This is a genomic window from Mesorhizobium sp. P2_C5_2 (genome assembly GCF_056404535.1).
Genome location: NZ_JBFUDV010000003.1, coordinates 729,612 through 749,228, shown reverse-complemented (window position 1 = coordinate 749,228; position 19,617 = coordinate 729,612). Strand labels below are relative to the sequence as shown.

General features: G+C 61.5%; 20 protein-coding genes. 16 read left to right on the top strand and 4 right to left on the bottom strand.

Features of this window, described 5'->3' with window-relative positions:
• From AC1D1B_RS15050 to AC1D1B_RS15035, 4 genes are all read left to right on the top strand, one after another.
• The coding region (locus AC1D1B_RS15050; RefSeq protein WP_477328716.1) for an aminotransferase class I/II-fold pyridoxal phosphate-dependent enzyme at positions 1 to 285 on the top strand (285 nt) is incomplete at its 5' end.
• A 116-nt stretch (positions 286 to 401) separates the two neighbouring features.
• Positions 402 to 836: a DUF2267 domain-containing protein gene (locus tag AC1D1B_RS15045; protein ID WP_477333299.1), complete on the top strand. Its 435-nt coding sequence runs from the start codon at positions 402 to 404 to the stop codon at positions 834 to 836.
• A gap of 3 nt (positions 837 to 839) precedes the next feature.
• Positions 840 to 1,574: a phosphoribosyltransferase gene (locus AC1D1B_RS15040; protein WP_477333298.1), complete on the top strand. Its 735-nt coding sequence runs from the start codon at positions 840 to 842 to the stop codon at positions 1,572 to 1,574.
• Between the two features lie 11 nt (positions 1,575 to 1,585).
• Positions 1,586 to 2,032: a pyridoxamine 5'-phosphate oxidase family protein gene (locus AC1D1B_RS15035; protein WP_477333297.1), complete on the top strand. Its 447-nt coding sequence runs from the start codon at positions 1,586 to 1,588 to the stop codon at positions 2,030 to 2,032.
• 73 nt (positions 2,033 to 2,105) lie between these two features.
• On the opposite strand, the gene AC1D1B_RS15030 is transcribed toward AC1D1B_RS15035, so the two are convergent.
• Complete coding sequence (locus AC1D1B_RS15030; protein WP_477333296.1) at positions 2,106 to 2,942, bottom strand: universal stress protein; 837 nt, start codon at positions 2,940 to 2,942, stop codon at positions 2,106 to 2,108.
• Positions 2,943 to 3,118: 176 nt separating this feature from the next.
• On the opposite strand from AC1D1B_RS15030, the gene AC1D1B_RS15025 reads away from it, so the two are divergent.
• Positions 3,119 to 3,517: a c-type cytochrome gene (locus AC1D1B_RS15025; protein ID WP_477333295.1), complete on the top strand. Its 399-nt coding sequence runs from the start codon at positions 3,119 to 3,121 to the stop codon at positions 3,515 to 3,517.
• Between the two features lie 49 nt (positions 3,518 to 3,566).
• The gene (locus AC1D1B_RS15020; RefSeq protein ID WP_477333294.1) at positions 3,567 to 5,120 is read left to right on the top strand and encodes a bifunctional aminoglycoside phosphotransferase/ATP-binding protein; all 1,554 of its coding nucleotides are present in this window, start codon (positions 3,567 to 3,569) and stop codon (positions 5,118 to 5,120) included.
• A 23-nt stretch (positions 5,121 to 5,143) separates the two neighbouring features.
• Here the strand turns inward: AC1D1B_RS15020 and AC1D1B_RS15015 are convergent, their stop codons facing one another.
• Positions 5,144 to 7,825, bottom strand: coding sequence for a bifunctional acetate--CoA ligase family protein/GNAT family N-acetyltransferase (locus AC1D1B_RS15015; RefSeq protein ID WP_477333293.1), 2,682 nt, complete (start codon positions 7,823 to 7,825; stop codon positions 5,144 to 5,146).
• Between the two features lie 155 nt (positions 7,826 to 7,980).
• Here AC1D1B_RS15015 and AC1D1B_RS15010 point away from each other — a divergent pair, with 155 nt between their 5' ends.
• The 10 genes from AC1D1B_RS15010 (at position 7,981) to AC1D1B_RS14965 (ending at position 15,925) form a co-directional block, all read left to right on the top strand.
• A complete protein-coding gene (locus AC1D1B_RS15010; protein WP_477333292.1) occupies positions 7,981 to 8,367 on the top strand; it encodes a DUF302 domain-containing protein in 387 nt (128 codons plus the stop codon).
• A 36-nt stretch (positions 8,368 to 8,403) separates the two neighbouring features.
• Entirely contained in the window at positions 8,404 to 10,257 is a 1,854-nt protein-coding gene (locus AC1D1B_RS15005) for a heavy metal translocating P-type ATPase (protein WP_477333291.1), read from the top strand.
• Between the two features lie 22 nt (positions 10,258 to 10,279).
• Positions 10,280 to 10,735 carry a thioredoxin TrxC gene (gene trxC, locus AC1D1B_RS15000; protein WP_477266507.1) on the top strand — a complete coding sequence of 152 codons (456 nt, stop codon included), beginning with the start codon at positions 10,280 to 10,282 and terminating at the stop codon, positions 10,733 to 10,735.
• A 12-nt stretch (positions 10,736 to 10,747) separates the two neighbouring features.
• Positions 10,748 to 11,998, top strand: a complete 1,251-nt coding sequence (locus AC1D1B_RS14995) for an MgtC/SapB family protein (protein ID WP_477333290.1) — start codon at positions 10,748 to 10,750, stop codon at positions 11,996 to 11,998.
• Positions 11,999 to 12,083: 85 nt separating this feature from the next.
• Positions 12,084 to 12,470, top strand: coding sequence for a hypothetical protein (locus AC1D1B_RS14990; RefSeq protein ID WP_477266505.1), 387 nt, complete (start codon positions 12,084 to 12,086; stop codon positions 12,468 to 12,470).
• A 533-nt stretch (positions 12,471 to 13,003) separates the two neighbouring features.
• Complete coding sequence (locus tag AC1D1B_RS14985) at positions 13,004 to 13,825, top strand: universal stress protein (RefSeq protein WP_477333289.1); 822 nt, start codon at positions 13,004 to 13,006, stop codon at positions 13,823 to 13,825.
• Between the two features lie 66 nt (positions 13,826 to 13,891).
• A complete protein-coding gene (locus AC1D1B_RS14980) occupies positions 13,892 to 14,068 on the top strand; it encodes a hypothetical protein (RefSeq protein ID WP_023829819.1) in 177 nt (58 codons plus the stop codon).
• 88 nt (positions 14,069 to 14,156) lie between these two features.
• The gene (locus AC1D1B_RS14975; RefSeq protein ID WP_477333288.1) at positions 14,157 to 14,621 is read left to right on the top strand and encodes a hypothetical protein; all 465 of its coding nucleotides are present in this window, start codon (positions 14,157 to 14,159) and stop codon (positions 14,619 to 14,621) included.
• A gap of 96 nt (positions 14,622 to 14,717) precedes the next feature.
• Positions 14,718 to 15,356 carry a helix-turn-helix domain-containing protein gene (locus AC1D1B_RS14970; protein WP_477333287.1) on the top strand — a complete coding sequence of 213 codons (639 nt, stop codon included), beginning with the start codon at positions 14,718 to 14,720 and terminating at the stop codon, positions 15,354 to 15,356.
• A 53-nt stretch (positions 15,357 to 15,409) separates the two neighbouring features.
• The gene (locus AC1D1B_RS14965; RefSeq protein WP_477333286.1) at positions 15,410 to 15,925 is read left to right on the top strand and encodes an N-acetyltransferase family protein; all 516 of its coding nucleotides are present in this window, start codon (positions 15,410 to 15,412) and stop codon (positions 15,923 to 15,925) included.
• Between the two features lie 33 nt (positions 15,926 to 15,958).
• Here the strand turns inward: AC1D1B_RS14965 and AC1D1B_RS14960 are convergent, their stop codons facing one another.
• Complete coding sequence (locus tag AC1D1B_RS14960) at positions 15,959 to 17,125, bottom strand: acetate/propionate family kinase (protein WP_477333285.1); 1,167 nt, start codon at positions 17,123 to 17,125, stop codon at positions 15,959 to 15,961.
• A complete protein-coding gene (locus AC1D1B_RS14955) occupies positions 17,122 to 19,599 on the bottom strand; it encodes a phosphoketolase family protein (protein ID WP_477333284.1) in 2,478 nt (825 codons plus the stop codon). The genes AC1D1B_RS14960 and AC1D1B_RS14955 overlap by 4 nt, the downstream gene beginning before the upstream one ends.
• Positions 19,600 to 19,617 lie beyond the last annotated feature (18 nt).

The following is a 19,617-nucleotide window of genomic DNA, read 5'->3' as shown; positions in this document are numbered from 1 at the left end:
GTGCTGGTCGGTGACCCCGAACTTTGCAAGATGGCCAGCGACCGCCTGCTAGGCGTGCACGGCATCTACATCCAGCCGATCAACTACCCGACCGTGCCGCGCGGCACCGAGCGGCTGCGCATCACGCCGACGCCGTTCCATACCGATGCGTTGATTGCGGGACTGCAGGACGCGCTGGTCGAGACCTGGGATGCGCTCGGCATTCCCTACGGCTCCGCCGGACGGCCTTCCGTGGCCAAGAGCGACCGAATCGTTCCACTGCTGGTGCCGAAGTCGGGCGGCTGAGCGCCATCACGGACGACGTCCAATACCCGGCGAGACAATTGCTGAGATTTGATCCGGCTCAATGCTCGCAGGCGCCAGATGCGCCAGAACAGAGCAGATCATCGAGGACGACCGTCATGAGCCATATTTCTCACACTTCCTTTGCTGACTTCACGCACGCCTCAAAACAGGCTCAACTGTGGGTGAGAGAGCTCGCTGCGGACCTTAGCTGGAGCGAACCGAGCGCGTGTCGACTCCTCAGGTCCGTTCTGCACACAATCCGCGACTGGTTGCCGGAGTCGGAAATGGCCGATCTTTCAGCCCAACTTCCTGTCCTGATTCGCGGCATGTACTTCGAAGGCTGGAACCCGCCTGGACCTGGTGGTGAACACAAAAAACGCGATTTCGTTCTCAGTGTCAGACGTTGTTTCGGCTATGACGATGACGTCGACTTCGATGTTGCGATCAAGGCGGTGTTCAGGCTTCTCGACCGCCACATTTCGCATGGCGAGATCGTGCAGGTCAGAAATTCGATACGGAAGTCGCTGCGCAACCTGTGGCCGGCGGATTGATGGATGTTCCACGACCGAAAAGACGCTGGGGTTCAGCTTGGCTTGGAACTGGGCAGGCTTCATCTGCATCAGCTCATCGTGTTGGGACTGCCTCGGGGTGGCGTGCCTGTCGCAGCAGAGGTGGCCAGGGCTCTCAACGCTCCTCTTGACCTGATGATCGTTCGCAAGGTGGGCGCTCCGGGCAATCCCGAGTTGGCTGTTGCGGCGATCGTCGATGGCGATCCTGGCGAGGTCGTGTTGAACCGTGAGATTGTCGAGACCTATGGCCTCGACGAAGCCTCCTTGCGTGTCTTGATTGCCAAAGAGCGCCCCGAGCTCGAACGCCAGCGCGCCGCCTATCGAGGCAAGACCAGACCGATCCCGGTAGCGGGCAAAACCGTGATCATCGTCGATGATGGGGCCGCGACCGGTACGACCATGAAAATGGCGATCCGTGCTCTCAAGCGCCGATCACCAAGAGAAATCATCGTGGCAGTTCCTGTCTCACCGCAAGAGACAGTCGCTGAACTGGCAAGGGAAGCTGATCGTGTGGTTTGCCTTACTCAGCCGGGACATTTCCGCGCCCTGAGCTATCACTATTTGCGGTTTCCTCAGCTTACCGACAGCGAGGTCGTCGCTGCGGTGGGCGAGGCGATGCTGTTGCGATTGGGGCGGCAGATCCGAAATTCACAACACGCGGTCGGCCCTGGGCTGAATGCCGCCACGAGATCAATGCCACGGACTAACCGAGAGGAATAGGAGATCATGTCATGCTGATCCGCGAGCTTTCTGCCCTGGAATGCACGAGAATCCTGTCGGCCAATCGCGTCGGCCGCCTGGCATGCGCAAAGGAGGGGCAGCCCTATGTCGTGCCCTTCTACTACGCCCATTCGGATGCCCATCTCTACGGGTTTTCAATGCCGGGCAAAAAGATCGAATGGATGCGGGCCAATCCGCTGGTGTGCGTCCAGGTCGACGAACATGGACAAGGGCGAGGATGGAAAAGCGTCGTTGCCGACGGCCGCTACGAGGAACTGCCTGACCGGATCGGCCACAAGCTGCAGCGGGATCATGCCTGGTCGGTGTTGAGCAAGCATGCCGACTGGTGGGAACCTGGCGCTCTCAAGCCCGTCGTGCCTCCCACCGCCGACAGCGCGCCGCACGTCTTCTTTCGGATCCTGGTTGAACAGGTGTCCGGCCGGGAAGCAAGCGAGTAGTCGCCCCATCAGGTTTGCGCGAAATGCAAAGGGCCGGCGCAATCTGCACCGGCCCTTTCTTCCTGTTGAATTGTTATCGCGCCATCAAGACCGGCAGCGACGAGCCCTCAAGCATTGACTTAGTGACCCCACCGAAAATCCGCTCGCGCAACCGCGAATGACCATAGGCGCCCATGACCAGGAGCTCGGCCCCGACGTCGCCGGCATGCTGGCGAAGCACGTCGGCAACCGAATGATTCGAACTCGGTAGCCGCTCGACCGTAACCTTCACGCCGTGCCGGGCAAGATAGGCGGCGGCATCTGCACCTGGCTCCTCGCCATGATGGAACTCGTCCTCGATCGGGTCGACCATAACGAGGTGCACCTGTTCCGCGCCCTTCAGCATATCGAGCGACTCGCGGACGGCGCGCGATGACTCAAGGCGCGCGTCCCAAGCGATCAGGGTGCGTTTCGGCTTCAGCGTCGGGCGCGAGCCTTCGGGAACGAGCAGAATGGGCTTTCCCGATGAGAACAGCGTGCCCTCGATCACTTTATCCTTCAGCGCATGGCTTGCCAGCAGATCCGGTCCCAGAATGGTCAGATCGGCGTAGCGGGCACGCCTGCCGATGACATCGTCAGCCCATCCTGTGTCGGGATAGTCGTCGCTTAGATCAGCCGATACCGGGGTCTGCGAGAGAAAGGCGCCGACTGCCGATATTCGTTTCTCGAGCCTTTTCAGCTCGGCCTGACGCTCCTCGAGCCAGGCTGGTGAGACGACGGCAGCATACTCACCACCCGAGGGCGGTGCGGCAAGCTCAAGGACGAGCACCGAAAGGTGGGCATCGATCTGTTCGCACAGAGAGGCGGCGAGCTTGAGATCGCCTTCCCCCTGGTTCGGTCCGGTAACCGTAAGCAATGTCTTGAAGGACACGGCGGCAACTCCTCATTTCGCGTGAAGGTTCAATCGTTGCTGAGGCATAGCCGACAGGAGCCGGTGCGTTCATTGCGCTGGATCAAAAGTCTTGGCTGTGGCGGCTATTTGATCCGCATCAACGTGCTGGCCAGCCAAAGCTGTAGGTTTCAGCCAATCAATCGGGGAAACGGCAGATGAGATTCCTGATCGCGGCGGCTCTCGCTGGGATGACCTTCCATACGGCCAGTGCGCAGGACCTCGGCGACGGCAAGTCCGAATACATGAACTCGTGCGCCGTCTGCCATGGCCCGGACGGCAAGGGTGATGGACCTTTGGGCGACGAACTGATTAAGCGCCCGAGCGACCTGACGCTCATCTCCAGGCGCAATGGTGGTGAATTCCCTTACTGGCGCGTCTATGCCGTGATCGACGGCCGCGCCATGGTGCCGGCGCATGGCGAGCGCGACATGCCGGTATGGGGCAGCCAGTTCCTGCCTGCCGACGTGAAGCGATACGGCCCGAACGCCGGCGAAATCGTCACCGAGGAACGGATCCATGAGTTGGCAGGTTATGTCCAGACATTGCAGCAATGAGCGCAGATCGCGCAAACGAATTTCGCAAGCCAAATTCGGGAGGCCGGCCATGATCGTTGAGGACCAGCAAGCCGCCAGCGCGTTCCTGCTTGATCCTGCCTCCTATGGCGCGAACGAACCTGTCGAGGCTATTGAGACCCACATATCGCGTATCTTTCTGGTTGGCCAACGCGCCTACAAGATGAAGCGGGCGGTTAAGTTGCCCTATGTCGATTTCTCGACGCCGTCCCTCAGGCTGGCCGCCTGCGAAAAAGAGGTGGAGCTCAATTCGAAGACCGCACCCGGCCTTTACCTGGGAGTACGGCAGATCACTCGGGAAGCTGGCGGCAAACTCGCTTTCGATGGTAGCGGTCAAGTGGTTGACGCGGCGATCGAAATGATCCGGTTCGACCAATCCAGACTCCTCGACCGCATGGCCACCGCAGGAGATCTGACGCCTGCGCTGATGACTTCGGTCGCGCGCATGATCGTCAGCTACCATCGAACCGCGCCCACGATCCACGATGGCAGCGGCTCCTCCAATCTGGCGGGCGTGCTGGACATCAACGAGGCCGGCTTTGCCACCAGCCATGTTTTCTCAAAACCGGAGCTCGCGACATTTGCCGCGGCTTTCCGGTCTGGCCTCGGCCAGCACTCCGGATTGCTCGACCGCCGCGAGGCCGCGGGCAAGATCCGCCGGTGCCATGGCGACCTGCATTTGCGCAACATCTGCCTTTTTGACGGCGAGCCCCGCCTCTTCGATTGCATAGAATTCAACGACCAGATCGCCAGCATCGATGTCCTGTACGACCTTGCCTTCCTGCTGATGGACCTCTGGCATCGCGGTTTTTCACAGCTCGCCAATCTCGTGATGAACCGCTATCTTGACGAAGCCGACGACGAGGATGGCTTCATCCTGCTGCCCTTTTTCATGGCGGTGCGGGCAGCTGTACGCGCTCATGTCACCGCCACACAGGTCGAGGAAGGCAGTGCCGATTCCGACAGATTGATTGCCGAGGCCAGATCCTATTTTGACCTTGCCAGGACATTTCTTCAAGAAAAGCCGCCGCGACTCGTTGCCATTGGCGGCCTGAGTGGCTCTGGAAAGACGACCGTTGCCGAGGCGCTGGCCGCCCATATCGGCGCGCCGCCCGGCGCCCGCATCGTGGAAAGCGATCGCATCCGCAAGGCCATGCATGGTGTGCCGCCGGAGACCAGGCTGCCAGACAAAGCCTATCGGTCCGAAGTTTCCGACCGCGTGTACCGCGAAATGGCATGGCGCGCCGGCCTGATCCTTTCGCAGGGCGGTTCGGTCGTCGCGGATGCCGTCTTCGACAGACCGGCCGACCGCGAACGGATCGAGAAATCGGCGCGCAGCCGGGCTATCGGATTCCACGGATTTTGGTTGGAAGCGGATTCGCTCGTGCTTTGGCAGCGGGTCAGCGAACGCAGGGGTGGCCCTTCAGACGCCACCATCGATATCCTCTCGCGGCAATTGCAGCGAAATACCACCCAGTCTGACTGGCAAAAAATCAACGCCGATCGAAAGCTCTCCGACATTGTCGTGGAATTGAGAGCGTATGCCGAGAGCGATGCGTCCGAAACCCTGCGCGCAGCCTCCTGATTGGTGCAGCAGGACGATCGGCCTCAACCGAGTTCGAGAATTGCCTCCACAAGACCGGGTTCACTATGATGACGCCTTATCGAGAAGCCGAATTCGCGGCACATGGCCAGCATCCTGGTGTTCTCGGCGAGCATTATCCCTTCGATGCGTCCGATCCCGTCGGCCTTTGCGTAATCGACGAGCTGCCTGAGCAATTCCCAGCCAAGACCATGACCCTGTAGATCGGTGCGCACCAGCAAGGCGTATTCGGCGACGGCGTGGTCCGGATCGCAAGAGAGGCGGCTGATACCGGCCAGCGCACCGGAACTCGTCTCCAGCGCGACGAAAGCCATATTGCGGTCGTAGTCGAGCTGGGTGAGCCGCTTCAACATCTGGTCGGAGAAGCTTTTGCGTGGCGACAGAAAACGCAGGCGCAGGTCATCAGGCGAAATCCTGGCAAGGAATTCGGGATAGAGCGCGATGTCGGCCGGCTTGATCGGCCGGATGTTATAGTGCGTGTCGCCTGCCGAAAACGCCTTTTCCCATCCCGACGGATAAGGTCTGATGGCAAGTGCCGGGTTAGGCCCCGCCTCTTCCACCCGTTCCGGCTCGATCTCTATGCGAGCGTCGAGCGCAATCACGCCCTCGGCGTCGGCCAGTAGCGGATTGATGTCCAACGAGACGAGGCACGGAAAGTCGATGATCATCTGCGACAGGCCGCTGAGTGCTGCAATGATCGATTGCCGGTCCGCCGGCTTGCGATCGCGGAACCCGGCGAGCAGACGGCCGATTCGCGTTTGGTCGATCAAGTCCCCGGCAAGAACGTCGTCGAGCGGCGGCAGCGCGATCGCCGTGTCGTCCATCACTTCGACCGCCACGCCGCCTGCTCCAAACAGGATGGCTGGCCCAAAGATCGGATCCTGGCTCATGCCGAGGATGAGTTCCTGCGCCTGTTTTCTCACAACCATGGGCTGAACGGCATAGCCTTCAATATCGGCTTGCGGCGCGTGGCTGCGCACACGCGCCTCTATGGCGCGCGCGGCATTGTCGGCAGCAACAGCGTCAGCGATGCCAAGCACCACCCCGCCAATGTCCGACTTGTGCGAGATCGCCTTGGACAGGAGTTTGACGACGACCTGCCCAGACGTCTTCAGGAGCCGGCTGGCTGCCACTTGCGCTTCGGCCGGAGATCTGACGACGATCGTCTCGGGCACCGGGATGCCGTAGGCTAAGATTGCAGCCTTGGCTTCGGGCTCCGTCAGCATGCGCCGCCCTTCCTTGGCGACGAGCCTGAATATGGCAAGCACTGCTTCTCGGCCGCTTTTGGCCTCCTCATTGCGGCTGGACGGTACGCGCATCAATGCCCGTTGGGCACGCGACCATTCGCTGAGGTAAGAAACCGCCGTTGCGGCATCCGCCGGCGTCTCGAAGCTGGCAAGACCGGCATCCTGAAGAACACGTCGCCCTTCGCGCGCCGTGTGTTCGCCGAGCCAGCAGGTCAGTACAGGTTTGCCGTCAATCTTGCCGTCCTTTGCGAGCGCCGCCACCGCGCTTGCCGCAGCAAGCGGCGAGCCGAGACCGGTCGGGCAGTTCATGACCAGGACGACGTCGGTCCCGGCATCAGCCACGACGGCGTTGATCGCGGCCTTATAGCGTTCCGGTGGGGCGTCGCCGATAATGTCGACCGGATTGGCGTGGGACCACGTGCTCGGCAGGACGGCATCCAGGGAGGCGATCGTTTCCAGTGAGAGTTCGGCCAGTTGCCCGTTGCCTTCGATGAGTTGATCGACGGCAAGCACGCCGGCGCCGCCGCCATTGGTGACAATACCGACGCGGGCTCGTTCTAGCGGAACGAAACGAGCGGTCGTTTCAACCGCATCGAACAGCTCGGTTAACCCTTTGACGCGCAGGATACCCGCTCGGAACAGTGCCGCATCGACGACACGATCGGCCCCCGATAGCGCACCGGTATGGGTCGCAGCCGCTTTGGCCGATTGTTCGTGCCGACCTGATTTTATGGCGATCACCGGCTTGATCCTCGCCGCCGCACGGGCAGCCGAGATGAATTTGCGCGGATTGGGAATGGTTTCGAGATACATCACGATGGCGCGTGTGTGCGCATCACCCGCCAGCATGTCGAGACAATCTCCGACGTCGACATCCGCCATGTCACCCAGGGAAACGATCTGCGAGAAGCCGACATTATTGTCAGCCGCCCAGTCGATCAGCGACGTGGCAATGGCGCCGGATTGCGACAGCAACGCTATGTTGCCGGGACTGGCGGCCATATGCGCAAATCCGGCATTGAGCTTCAATGGCGGGATCATCAGCCCGACCGTGTTCGGCCCGATGATACGGAACAATGCGGGCTTGGCAGCGTCCAGCATCGCCTGACGCAGTCCGTTCTCACGCGTAAGCCCAGCAGTGATAACAACCGCCGCCCGCGTGCCCTTCTCGGCAAGATCGCGCACGATGCCGGGAACTGTCTCAGGCGGCGTGACGATCACACCAAGATCCGGGACACCCGGAAGATCGGCCGCCTTGGGATAGCATTGCCGACCGGCCACTTGCGAATATTTCGGGTTGACCGGCCAGATCTCGCCTTCGAAGCCGCCGTCGACGATGTTGTCGAAGACGACACGGCCGACGGAGCCATCACGGACCGATGCGCCGATCACGGCGACAGACCTCGGAACAAACGCGAATTCGAGATTTCGGATCGTCACCCCTCACGTCTCCTGTTCGTCGCGATCATCGCCGGTCGATCTTGCGCGTTCGTTGCGGTGGATCAAAGCGTTCTCCGGCAATCGCGATTAGGTCTTTCCGCGATATCGCTCGCAAAGCCGTGACGTGCTGGTGCGATCAACGTTTGGAGAGTTGGATGAACCATTATTTCAGCACGACCATCGACATGCCGTTCACCGCGGCGATCGGCCATGTAACCGACAAGCTCGCCAGCAAGGGCTTTGGCGTCCTGACCTCAATCGACGTGCAAGCGGTGATGAAGGCCAAGCTCGGTGCTGATTTCAGGCCTTACGTCATCCTGGGTGCCTGCAATCCGCACTTCGCATGGCGCGCGCTACAGGCAGACGACAAGGTCGGAACCATGCTGCCGTGTAACGTCATCGTCACCGAGATCAGGCCCGGAAAAGTGGAAGTCGCCGCGGTGGATCCGGGAGTTTCAATGGGCACCATCGACAACCGCGAGCTTGCGCAGGCCGCCAGTGATGTACGGCGCCTGCTCGATGAGGTGGTCCGCGAGCTTTAGGGGCCACAGGGACGATCGAGGCTGAGGGGACATCGAATGAACGAGCCTGTCCTGCGACGCGCATTATTGGTCATTGCTCTGATGGGTCTCGCCGTTGGCATTGGTGCCTGGCAAACGGACCTCAGCACAGTTGAAGCCGACACGATCTGGGCGGCTGCAACCTTGCCTGTGGTTGCGGCTCTCGCCATCTCCATATTGCGTGATTTCTGGATTGGCCGCTTCGGCGTTGATGCAATTGCGCTGGTCTCGATGTCCGCCGCGCTTCTGCTCGGCCAATCCCTGGCGGCAGTCGTGGTCGCGATCATGTATGCCGGCGGTACGGTGCTTGAGGATTTCGCTCGCGGCCGCGCTGAACGCAACCTGAAGACATTGACCGACCGGTCACCGCGTGTCGCCCATCGGACGTCAGCGCGGGGGACAGAGACCATCTCCGTCGAATACGTAGCCGTCGGCGATGAGCTGTTGGTGCGTGCCGGCGAACTGCTTCCCGTCGACGGCATCCTGCTTGATGCTTCGGCCTCTCTCGACGAATCCGCGGTGAGCGGAGAACCCCTGCCTGAACGTCGCACAGCGGGCGACATGCTGCGCAGCGGCACCATCAATGCGGGCGAGCCCTTCAGCATGCGGGCTTCCGCCTTGGCGGAGCAGAGCACTTATGCCGCGATCGTACGCATGGTCGCTGCAGCCCAGACCGCGAAATCCCCGTTCATCCGCATGGCCGACCGCTTTGCCCTGTTCCTTCTGCCAGCCACTCTGCTGGTTTCCGGCGCCGCCTGGTATGTTTCCGGCGATCCGATCCGGGCGCTTGCGGTGCTGGTCGTCGCGACGCCCTGCCCGCTCATCCTCGCTGCCCCTGTTGCTTTCATCGGCGGCGTCTCGCGTGCCGCACGGGCCGGCATCCTGATGAAAGGCTCGACGGCGCTGGAGGCTCTTGCACAAGTCCGAACCGCGATCTTTGACAAGACGGGGACCTTGACCATCGGCGGCGCCGAGCTCATCGAAATCGAAACAGCACCCGGCCATGACGCGAACCATTTGCTGCGGCTCTTCGCATCCCTGGAACAGGCCTCGCATCATGTGCTCGCCGACTCGATCATCCGGGCAGCACGCGGCAGGCAGCTGGTGCTTTCGCATCCTCGTGATGTCCGCGAGCATCGCGGTGCGGGCCTGAAGGGCCGGGTCGAGAATATGTCGGTCGCAGCGGGATCGCGGGCTCTCGTGCTCGCCGACAGATCGCTGCCCAGCTGGGCGAAAAGTGGTGAAGAAAGATTCCGGGACGAGCCGGTACTCAGGGTTTTTGTAGCACTCGGCGGACAGCTTGCTGGTGTTTTCACGTTCGGGGACGCCCTGCGTATTGATGCGCACGATACACTCAGCAGTCTGCGCTCGGCCGGCATTGCGCGCATGATTATGCTGACAGGCGATGACGGCGTGGCAGCGAAACGCATTTCCGCCTTGCTCGACCTCGACGCCATCGTCGCCGATGCGAGCCCTGCCGAAAAAGTCGCAACGGTCGAAGCCGAGAAAGCCTCGGCACCGACAATGATGGTCGGTGATGGCATCAACGATGCCCCAGCGCTTGCGGCTGCGACGGTCGGTGTCGCCATGGGCGCACGCGGTGCTACCGCCTCCTCCGAAGCGGCGGATGTCATCGTGCTGACCGACAGGCTGCAGCCGGTCGCCGAAGCAGTTCGGATTGCACGGCGAACGCGAGCGATCGCACTGCAAAGCATTGTCGCCGGGCTGGCGCTGTCGGGAATGGCAATGATCGCGGCGGCCATGGGGCAGATCACCCCGGTTGCCGGCGCACTGCTTCAGGAAGGAATTGACGTGGCGGTGATCCTGAACGCGTTGCGCACCCTTGGCGATGGACATCTGTGGCGCGCATAGTGATCGAGAGCAATAATGGTGAATGACCGTGGCACAGCAGAGTCTTGTGGTTTGCAGCAAATGTGGTGGGGTCAACCGCCTTCCGCCGTTCCGCGACTCCGTGCAGGCAAAATGCGGAAAGTGCGGGACCAGGTTGTTTTCGGGACACCCGGAAGACGTCGACGCTGCGCGTTTCGATCATCAGATCGCGCGCAGCAGCCTCCCGGTCGTCGTCGACATCTGGGCACCCTGGTGCGGCCCCTGCAAGATGATGGCGCCGGCCTATGAAGCTGCAGCAAATGAACTGGAGCCGCATGTTCGCTTGATCAAGCTCAATTCCGACACTGAGCAGGCCGTGGCGGCCAGGCTCGGCATTCGCGGCATCCCGACCATGATCCTCTTTCATGGCGGGCGCGAAATTTCGCGCACATCCGGCGCAATGACGGCGGGCCAGATCGTCAGGTGGGTTCGTGACCGCCTGCCGACTGTCGCCGCCTAAGGTCCGGCGCCAGTGGATCCGCTGATCGCCCGCCTCGGACTGGCCCTGGCAATAGGTCTGCTGGTCGGCTTGGAGCGTGGCTGGCAGGAGCGGGATGCGCCCGATCGCAGCCGCACGGCTGGCATTCGGACATTCGGCATATCCGGCCTCCTTGGCGGCGTGCTCGCCGCACTCGCCAACGCGCTCGGCGCGATGTCCGTGCTGGTTGGCGGATTCATCGCCTTTGCGGGAGTCTTCGCCTGGTACAAGGCACGCGAGGCTGCCCATGACGAGGATTTCAGCGTCACGAGCGTGATCGCAGGCCTTTGCGTTTTCGCCCTTGGCGCGCTTTCCGTCGCCGGCAACTATCAAGCCGCCGCTGCCGGCGGGGCGGCGCTCGCGGCTGTCCTTGCCAGTCGCGAGATCCTGCACGGCCTCCTGAAGCGACTGACATGGGTCGAGCTCCGTTCGGCGCTGATCCTGGCGGTGATGACGGCAATCGTCTTGCCCCTCCTTCCAAACCGGACAATGGACCCGTGGGGCGGTTTTAATCCATGGGAGGTCTGGTTCCTGACGGTGCTGATGGCCTCGATTTCCTTCACCGGCTATGTGGCTGTTCGCATCCTTGGAAATACCCGAGGTCTGCTGGTCAGTTCGCTCGCCGGTGCGCTCGTCTCTTCCACCGCCGTGACTTTGGCGCTTGCCCGCAACGCCACCACCTCTGCGGACAACCGGCTGGCGCTCGCCGGGGCGGCATCCTTGGCTGCAATGGTTTCGGTGCTGCGCGTCAACACCGTGGTTCTGATCATCGAGCCAAGCGTGTTAACCTCGGTCGCCATTCCTTCGATTGCCGCGGCGCTCGCTTTCGGCGTTTGCGGCGCGTTGCTGCTGACCCGCGACAGTGGGAACGGCGAAGGAAGCTCAATTGCGCGCAATCCCTTCGACCTGGGCCCGTTGCTGCTCTTCGCCTTGCTGTTTGCGGTTGTTGCGACTGCGAGTGCCGGCCTGGCCGCTCAATTCGGCGGGCGCGGTCTGCTGGCGAGTTCGGCGCTGGCTGGCGCATTCGATGTCTCAGTGCTTGGCGCGCTGCGCCTGGTCAAGCATTCCGTGTCCGTCGAGACCGTGGGCCAGGCCGTGCTGACGGCGCTGGCAGCAAACGCGATCGGTCGCCTGTCGCTCGCAGTATTTGCCGGTCCGGTCAGGTTCTGGTTGCCACTCGCATTCGCAACTCTGATCGCCGCAGCCATGGGCATCTGCGCCCTACTGTTGCTCGGTCCTGGATAGAAGTGTTGTTCTCGAGCCTTCTTTGATACGGATCAAGGGCCAGGTCCCGCCACCGCTCTATGAAACTCCGTAAAAGGAGTTCGCCATGACCAGTTTGAAGGACCTCACCCCGAAATTCCGCAATGTCCGGCTGCTGCTCGCGCGTGAAAAAGGCCACCCGGAAGGCGACCGTGAAGAAGGCTATGACGTGCTGGCTCCATTGACCGGCGAAGGCCGGATCGATGCCGACGAATGGAAGTCGCACAGGGCCTCTTGCCGTGTTCGTCGCTTTCGCACCGGCGAGGAGGATCTGATCGGCCGGCTGAGACGTAAGCCCGGCGGACAATGGTATTTCGACTATGCCGACGGTGATCGCGACGACGAGATCGGCTTCCATCTCGGCGACGAACGGTTTGTGACCGGTGAGTACGTGTCGATCGCGCGCAACGGCGCCATGCACACCTACCAGGTGGCAAGGGTCGAGCGGCCCTGATGCTGGCTAGGCAGCGACGCAACCAAATCCATCCCACCCACGTTCGGGCGCTGCATTTGGGCCTTACCGACTTTTCTGAATTCAAAGCAGCGAGGTCGTCGTCGCGTCGGCTGTGTGACAACCAAGTCAGTGACGCGAATCCATTTTCTGGCATCGCCTCTCAGCGTAATCCTGTGCCCGAGTGCCTGTTGGGCAGCTTCGAACGGTGTCCTTGCAATGGAGTCGCGTGTCGAAACTACGGATTCCTCGTCCATTTCCTCAATGTGACAATTCTTCATGGAACTGCGTCAGCTATGGCGGTCTCAGCAAAGGGAGAATGGCCGATGCAGGGGGTGCTTGGGTGAAGCCATAGCGGCGCCGGCCATGCGGGATTGGCTTCTCTTTGGGATCGTCCCCCGCGTCGACAAACCTATAACTGAATTAGCAACAACTCAGTAAGACTGAAGTCCCTTCCTCAGCGTTTTTGACGCGCATCAAGGCGCAAGATCAGAACTCCGGCGATGCTGCGATAAATCTCATCGGAGACAGGAAAAATGATCTTCAACACCATCATGGTTCAACTCGATGTCGACTCTCCAGCAGCGCCGCGAGCGACCTATGCGCTGGAGTTGGCGCGACGCTTCAAAGCCTCGCTGATCGGTTTCGCCGCAGCCGATTCATACGTGTCTGTTCCCGGCGACGATGGCGGCATGGCGGCGGCGGAAATCATGCGGCAACGCCGGATCGAGATCGAGGATCGCCTGAAGATCCTGAAGGAAGAATTCCTGGGTGTCGTCGGAGACGATGCCTCCTGGCGCGAAGAGATCGGCGATCCGACACGTCTGCTGGCGATGCATGCGCGCGCCGCCGACCTCGTCGTGACCGGGGTTCCCGCAAAGGGAGTTCCCAGCGACCGCCATCGGGTGGTCGATGTCGGAACTTTGGTGCTGTCGGCCGGACGGCCCGTTTTGATTGCGAATGACAACCTTGCACCGCTTAATCCCGACAATGTTCTGGTGGCCTGGAAGGATACCCGCGAGGCGAGGCGCGCGGTCACCGATGCAATGCCCTTTTTGACAGGCGCGAAGCATGTCCTTGTGGCGACAATCGAGGAATACGACCAAAGAAACGCACGCGAAAGTATCAGTGACGTACTCCGGTTCCTGATGAGACATGGGGTCAAGGCAAGATCGGAGGTTCTGGACGTCGGCAAGGAGGACGCCTGCGAAGCCGTCTGTGAGCTCGCGCGGGCGATGGGCGCCGAACTTGTGGTCGCGGGAGGCTATGGCCACAGCCGCATCCGCGAATGGGCGTTTGGCGGCATGACCCGTTCCTTGCTGCGGCATGGGGCGATTAATCGGCTGCTCTCGAACTGACCCAGCGACGCTGGAGAACAGGTAGGGAAAAGCAGTGTCGAGGCGAAAGCGAATGGGAGTCCAGGGATGGCAAAGAGAACGGACAAGGTCGAGGTTGGCATGGATCTGGCCGCAAGGTGCCGCGTCACCGAAACTTGGCAAGACGATCTGGGGGATCGGTGGGCCACAGTTCTGATCGAGGGTCACGACATCCCGGTCACACTCAAGGTAGTTCACTTTTATCCGTTCGATGACGGCAACTGACGGCGCCAGGATCGTTCCGGCATTGGCTGGGCAATACCTTCCGGAGGGCCACTACCATCAAGCGCCGAACCGCCGCCGAGCCGACACCATGCCGACGATCATGCGCGCCGCTGAGCCTGAGGGGCATCACGCTGTTGCAGCGCCGAAGGTCAACTTGTCAGTGAAGGCCAAGCTTCTCGATATAGGCGAATATGGCATCGATCTGGTCGGGCCTGGCGAAGGACTCCGGCCTGTCTGGATGGCCAGTGGAAATTCCCATGGCCAGCGCCTGCTGCAGATCCTCGATGGAATATCGGCTGAAACCAGAACCCGACGCGTGGCGCATCCGCACTGGTGCGATTATCGGCCACGCCGACAGCAGGAAATCCTTCAGCGGTGCAAAGTTCTGCAGAGACAGTTCGAGGGCTTGGCCGCCGGGGCGGTGGCGACGAATTGGCGAGGCGCGCTGGACAATCCGACCCACGCGTCGCGTGGGCTCGCCTCGCCTGTCAGCCGCCGCTCGGTGTTTGCGTGTTTTCGGATGCCAAGCTGCCGCCGCGTTTTCGTGCCATAAGGTGCGCTAGGTAGTTCTCCTTAGGGACATAACCGAATTTCGCCATCAGCGGATTCGCGCGATTGCTGTGTCACGGATCAACCGGGGAACACAGCCATGTACGCTCAACAGATCGCCAAGATTGAACTGCCAATGCAGCCGAGCCCTTTCGCTCTCCTCGATGGGGTCATGGGACAGCCTGTCAGTTTCTTCCCGGCCGGTACCGAGATCTATGCCCAGGGCGAAAAGGCCGGGCCACTTTACCAGGTCGAGTTCGGCGCCGTGCGTGTGTACCGGCTGCTGGCCGACGGCCGCCGGCAGATCAGCGCCTTTCATATGGCCGGAGAGACTTTCGGCTTCGAGGCCGACGCCACGCATCATTTCTTCGCCGAGGCAATCAACGCGACCGGTATTCGTGTTGTCCGGATCGCCGCGGCCGCGGACATGTCCCGCCAATTGCTGCCGCTGGCGCTCAAGGGGTTGATCAGAGCCCAGGAACATCTGCTGGTCCTCGGTCGCCAGAATGCCATCGAACGGGTCGCAGCGTTCCTTGTCGACATGACGGAACGTCAGGGCGGCTTGCGCCAGGTCGACTTGCCGATGTCGCGAATGGATATCGGCGACTATCTCGGCCTCACCATCGAGACCGTGTCACGGGTCTTCACCCGGTTGAAGGACAAAGGCGTCATTCGCCTGCTCGGACTGCGCAGCATCGAAATCCTCAAGCAGGACGTGCTTTTGGATATGGGTGAATAACCCGCCCTCGCCGCTGTAACGACGCCAGTCAACACGTCAAGGATACGACGACGATGAACAAGACGCTCACCACCCACAGCGGATTCTGTTTCGACGTGCGCGGAGCGCGCGCCGAAGATGAGCCGACATTGGCTGAGTTCTTCACCCATGTGACGCCTGAAGATCTTCGCTTCCGCTTTCTCGGCGCCGTGCGCGAAGTCTCGCATGATCGGCTGGTGGCGATGACCCGCTCCGACGATGCGCACATCCACAATTTCCTCGCATTCGCACCAGGCGGAATGCTGATCGCGGTGGCGACACTGGCCAGCGATCCGGCCGACCGGCGTGGCGAGGTCGCTGTCTGCATTCGCGATGACCGCAAGCATCTGGGGGTCAGTTGGGAATTGCTCGCCCACATTGCGCGCTACGCGGATGAGCACGGTCTCGACACGATTGAGTCGATCGAAAACCGGGAAAACCACGCAGCAATCGAGCTCGAGCGCGAGATGGGCTTCACCGTCACCACGGACCCGGATGACGCAACACTCGTGCTGGTGCAGCGCAAGCGGGGCGCTAAGTTGCCGAAGTAGGTGGGCACGTGGTTCCAGCGGCAGACAGACCGCTCAGAATACGAGCAGCTCGCGGGCTACGGCCTGTTCCTCGTCGGCCGGAATGACGAGAATGCCGACGCGGGAATTTCGCGCGCTGACACTTTCTGCACCTTGCTGGTTCAAATCCTCGTCGAGTTCGACGCCAAGCCATGCGGCTGCCGCGCAGATCTTGTGCCGGATCAGTGCCGCATGTTCGCCAATACCAGCGGTGAACACCAGTGTGTCGAGCCCGCCAAGCGCGGCGGCAAGCGACCCGATCTCACGTCCGACGCGATAAACGAAGAGCTCGACGGCTTGAACGGCCGAAGGCTCTTTCGCGCCAAGCAGGAGCTGCATGTCTCCAGAAATGCCGGACACGCCCAGCAGGCCGGAACGCTCGTAGAGAAGGCTGGCCAGGTCTTCGCTCGACAGCCCCTTCTCCTGCAGCAAGTGCAGGATCACGCCCGGGTCAAGCGCACCGCAGCGGGTGCTCATGACCAGGCCGTCAAGCGTCGAAAATCCCATCGTCGTGGCGACACTGCGTCCAGCGTCCATCGCGCAGAGGCCGGCGCCGCTGCCGAGATGGGCCACGATCGCCCGGCCGCCGGCGGCCGTACCATAGCGCTCGCGCAGCTTCGCAGCGATATGGCTGTAGGACAGGCCGTGAAAGCCATAGGAAACGATGCCGGCATCGGTCATTGCGCGCGGCAGCCCGTAGATCTTGGCAAGTCCTGGCCGGGTCGCATGAAACGCGGTGTCGAAGCATCCGACCTGACGCGCTCGCGGCAGAAGTTCTGCGGCCAGGGCGACGATCTCGAGATTGATCCTTTGATGGATGGGCGCCAGCGGTTCTAGCAGGTGCAGAGCCTCGAGCGCGTCAGCGTCGAGCAGAGTCGCTTCGGTGAAGTCGCGGCCGCCATGGACGATCCTGTGCCCGACCCTGTTGATGCGGGCAAGAAGGTTGCGATCGGCGAGCAGCGAAGCGACCGTCGCGAATGCCTTGGAGACATCGATCGGTGCGTCACCCAGGCTGCTGTCGATCACGGGGGATCCGGCCGCGGCCGCAACGTGCAGGCGCGGATGCTGTCCAAGCGACGAGATATTGCCGCGCAGCAGCACGGCAAGTCCTGCGCTTGCGTCGAAGACCGCGAATTTCAGGCTCGATGACCCGCCGTTCAGGACAAGAACCGCACCGCTCATGAAGCCGTCCGGGTTCTTGCCGCAGTTGTGCGCCGAAAGCCGCTCATTGGCTTATCCGGCAAGTTTGGCGCTGCATCCGGGCCCTGCTCCCATTTCCAGCCAAGGATCTCCGGCATATCCTGCCCATGAGCCCGAATATACGCTCGATGCTCAAGTACCTTGCCTTCCATGTCCTGCATCAGCCCGATATTGGCGCCCTTGCCCTTTGGCAACCGTTCAAGGACACTCTGGACGAGATGGTATCGATCGAGACCATTCAGCACCGTCATGTCGAATGGCGTTGTCGTCGTGCCTTCCTCATTGTAGCCGCGCACGTGGATGTTGTCGTGATTGGTGCGCCGGTAGGTCAGGCGATGGATGGTCCAGGGATAGCCGTGATAGGCGAAGATCACCGGCTTGTGCGTGGTGAACAGGGCATCGAATTCGCGATCCGACAACCCATGTGGATGATGCTCCTTGGGCTGCAGGGTCATCAGGTCGACGACATTCACCACCCTGATCCTGATTTCGGGAACGGCATGCCTGAGGATCTGCACGGCCGCCAGCGTTTCGAGTGTCGGGACGTCGCCCGCGCAAGCCATCACGACGTCAGGCTCCTCACCATTGTCGGTTGAAGCCCAGTCCCATATGCCGATGCCTGTCCTGCAATGAACAATGGCCTTGTCCATGGAAAGCCACTGCCAGGATGGCGGCTTTCCGGCGACGATGACGTTGATGCGGTTCCATGTCTGCAGCACATGATCGGTGACGCACAGCAAGGTGTTGGCATCCGGCGGAAGATAGACGCGCACGATATCGGCTTTCTTGTTGAGAGCGACATCGATGAAGCCGGGATCCTGATGGCTGAAGCCATTGTGCTCCTGGTGCCAGACATGGCTCGATAGCAGATAGTTCAGTGACGCCACCGGCCGGCGCCACGGAATGTCGCGGCAGGCATCCAGCCACTTCGCATGTTGATTGAACATGGAATCGACGATGTGAATGAACGCCTCATAGCAGGAAAACAGGCCGTGACGCCCGGTCAGCAGGTAGCCTTCGAGCCAGCCCTGGCACGTGTGTTCCGAGAGGATTTCCAGGACCCTGCCGTCGCGGCTAAGATGAACGTCTTCGGGCAGGATCGTTTCCATCCAGGCGCGCTCGGTGACCTCGAACACGTCCTGAAGCCGGTTCGAGGCTGTCTCATCCGGACCGACGATGCGGAAGTTCTTCGCCGCCTCGTTCAACTCCATGACGGCGCTCAGGAACTTGCCCATCACCCGCGTCGACTCGGCCTTCACCGCACCCGGCCGTTCGATCGCAACCGCATGGTCATGCACCGCGGGCAGATCGAGGGACTTGCGCAGCAGGCCGCCATTGGCATGCGGGTTGGCACCCATGCGCCGTGTCCCCTTAGGCGCGGAAACGAGGATCGCTTCGACAGGGGCGCCGGTTGCGTCGAACAGTTCATCGGGTCGGTAGCTTCTCAGCCAGTCCTCGAGCAGCTTGAGATGCGCCGGGTTTTCCGCAAGGCCCGACAAGGGAACTTGATGCGAGCGCCAGAAGCCCTCGGTCTTTAGTCCATCGACCTCCTTCGGTCCGGTCCAGCCCTTGGGGCTGCGCAGCACGATCATCGGCCATCGTGGTCGCGACGTCGGTGTTGCGGAACCGGTCCGCGCGGCGTGCTGGATCTCCCGAATGCGATCGAGCGCATCGTCGAGCACGCTCGCCATCCGCTCATGCATCAGCGCCGGCTCGTGCCCCTCGACAAACAGCGGTTCATAGCCATAGCCGACGAACAGCGCGCGCAATTCGTCTTTGGGGATACGGGCCAGAATGGTCGGATTTGCGATCTTGTAGCCGTTCAGATGCAGGATCGGCAGCACCGCTCCATCGCGTTCAGGGTTCAGGAACTTGTTGGAATGCCATGCCGTGGCCATCGGCCCGGTCTCGGCCTCTCCGTCGCCGACGACGCAGGCGACGACGAGATCGGGATTGTCGAAGGCGGCGCCATAGGCATGAGAAAGCGCGTAGCCCAGTTCGCCGCCCTCGTGGATTGAGCCCGGTACATCGGGCGCCGCGTGGCTCGGAATGCCGCCCGGAAACGAGAACTGCCGGAAGAGTTTGCGCATCCCCTGCTCATCCATCGATATGTCGGGATTGAGCTCACTGTAAATGCCCTCAAGATAGGTGTTCGCCACCATAGCCGGTCCGCCGTGGCCAGGCCCGCAGACATAGATCACATTCGTATCCCTGAGCCTGATCACGCGATTGAGGTGGGCATAGATGAAACTCAGTCCCGGCGACGTCCCCCAATGGCCGAGCAGGCGTGGCTTGACATGCTCCAGCCGCAACGGTTCGCGCAGCAGCGGGTTGTCGAGAAGGTAGATCTGGCCGATCGTGAGATAGTTGGCGGCACGCCAATAGGCATCGATGTCGTGCGCCTCGCGCTTGGACAGGACGCCACCGGAAGCTGGGTCTGTTGTGTGCTCGGTCATGTCTGGCTCCGTTGTTGG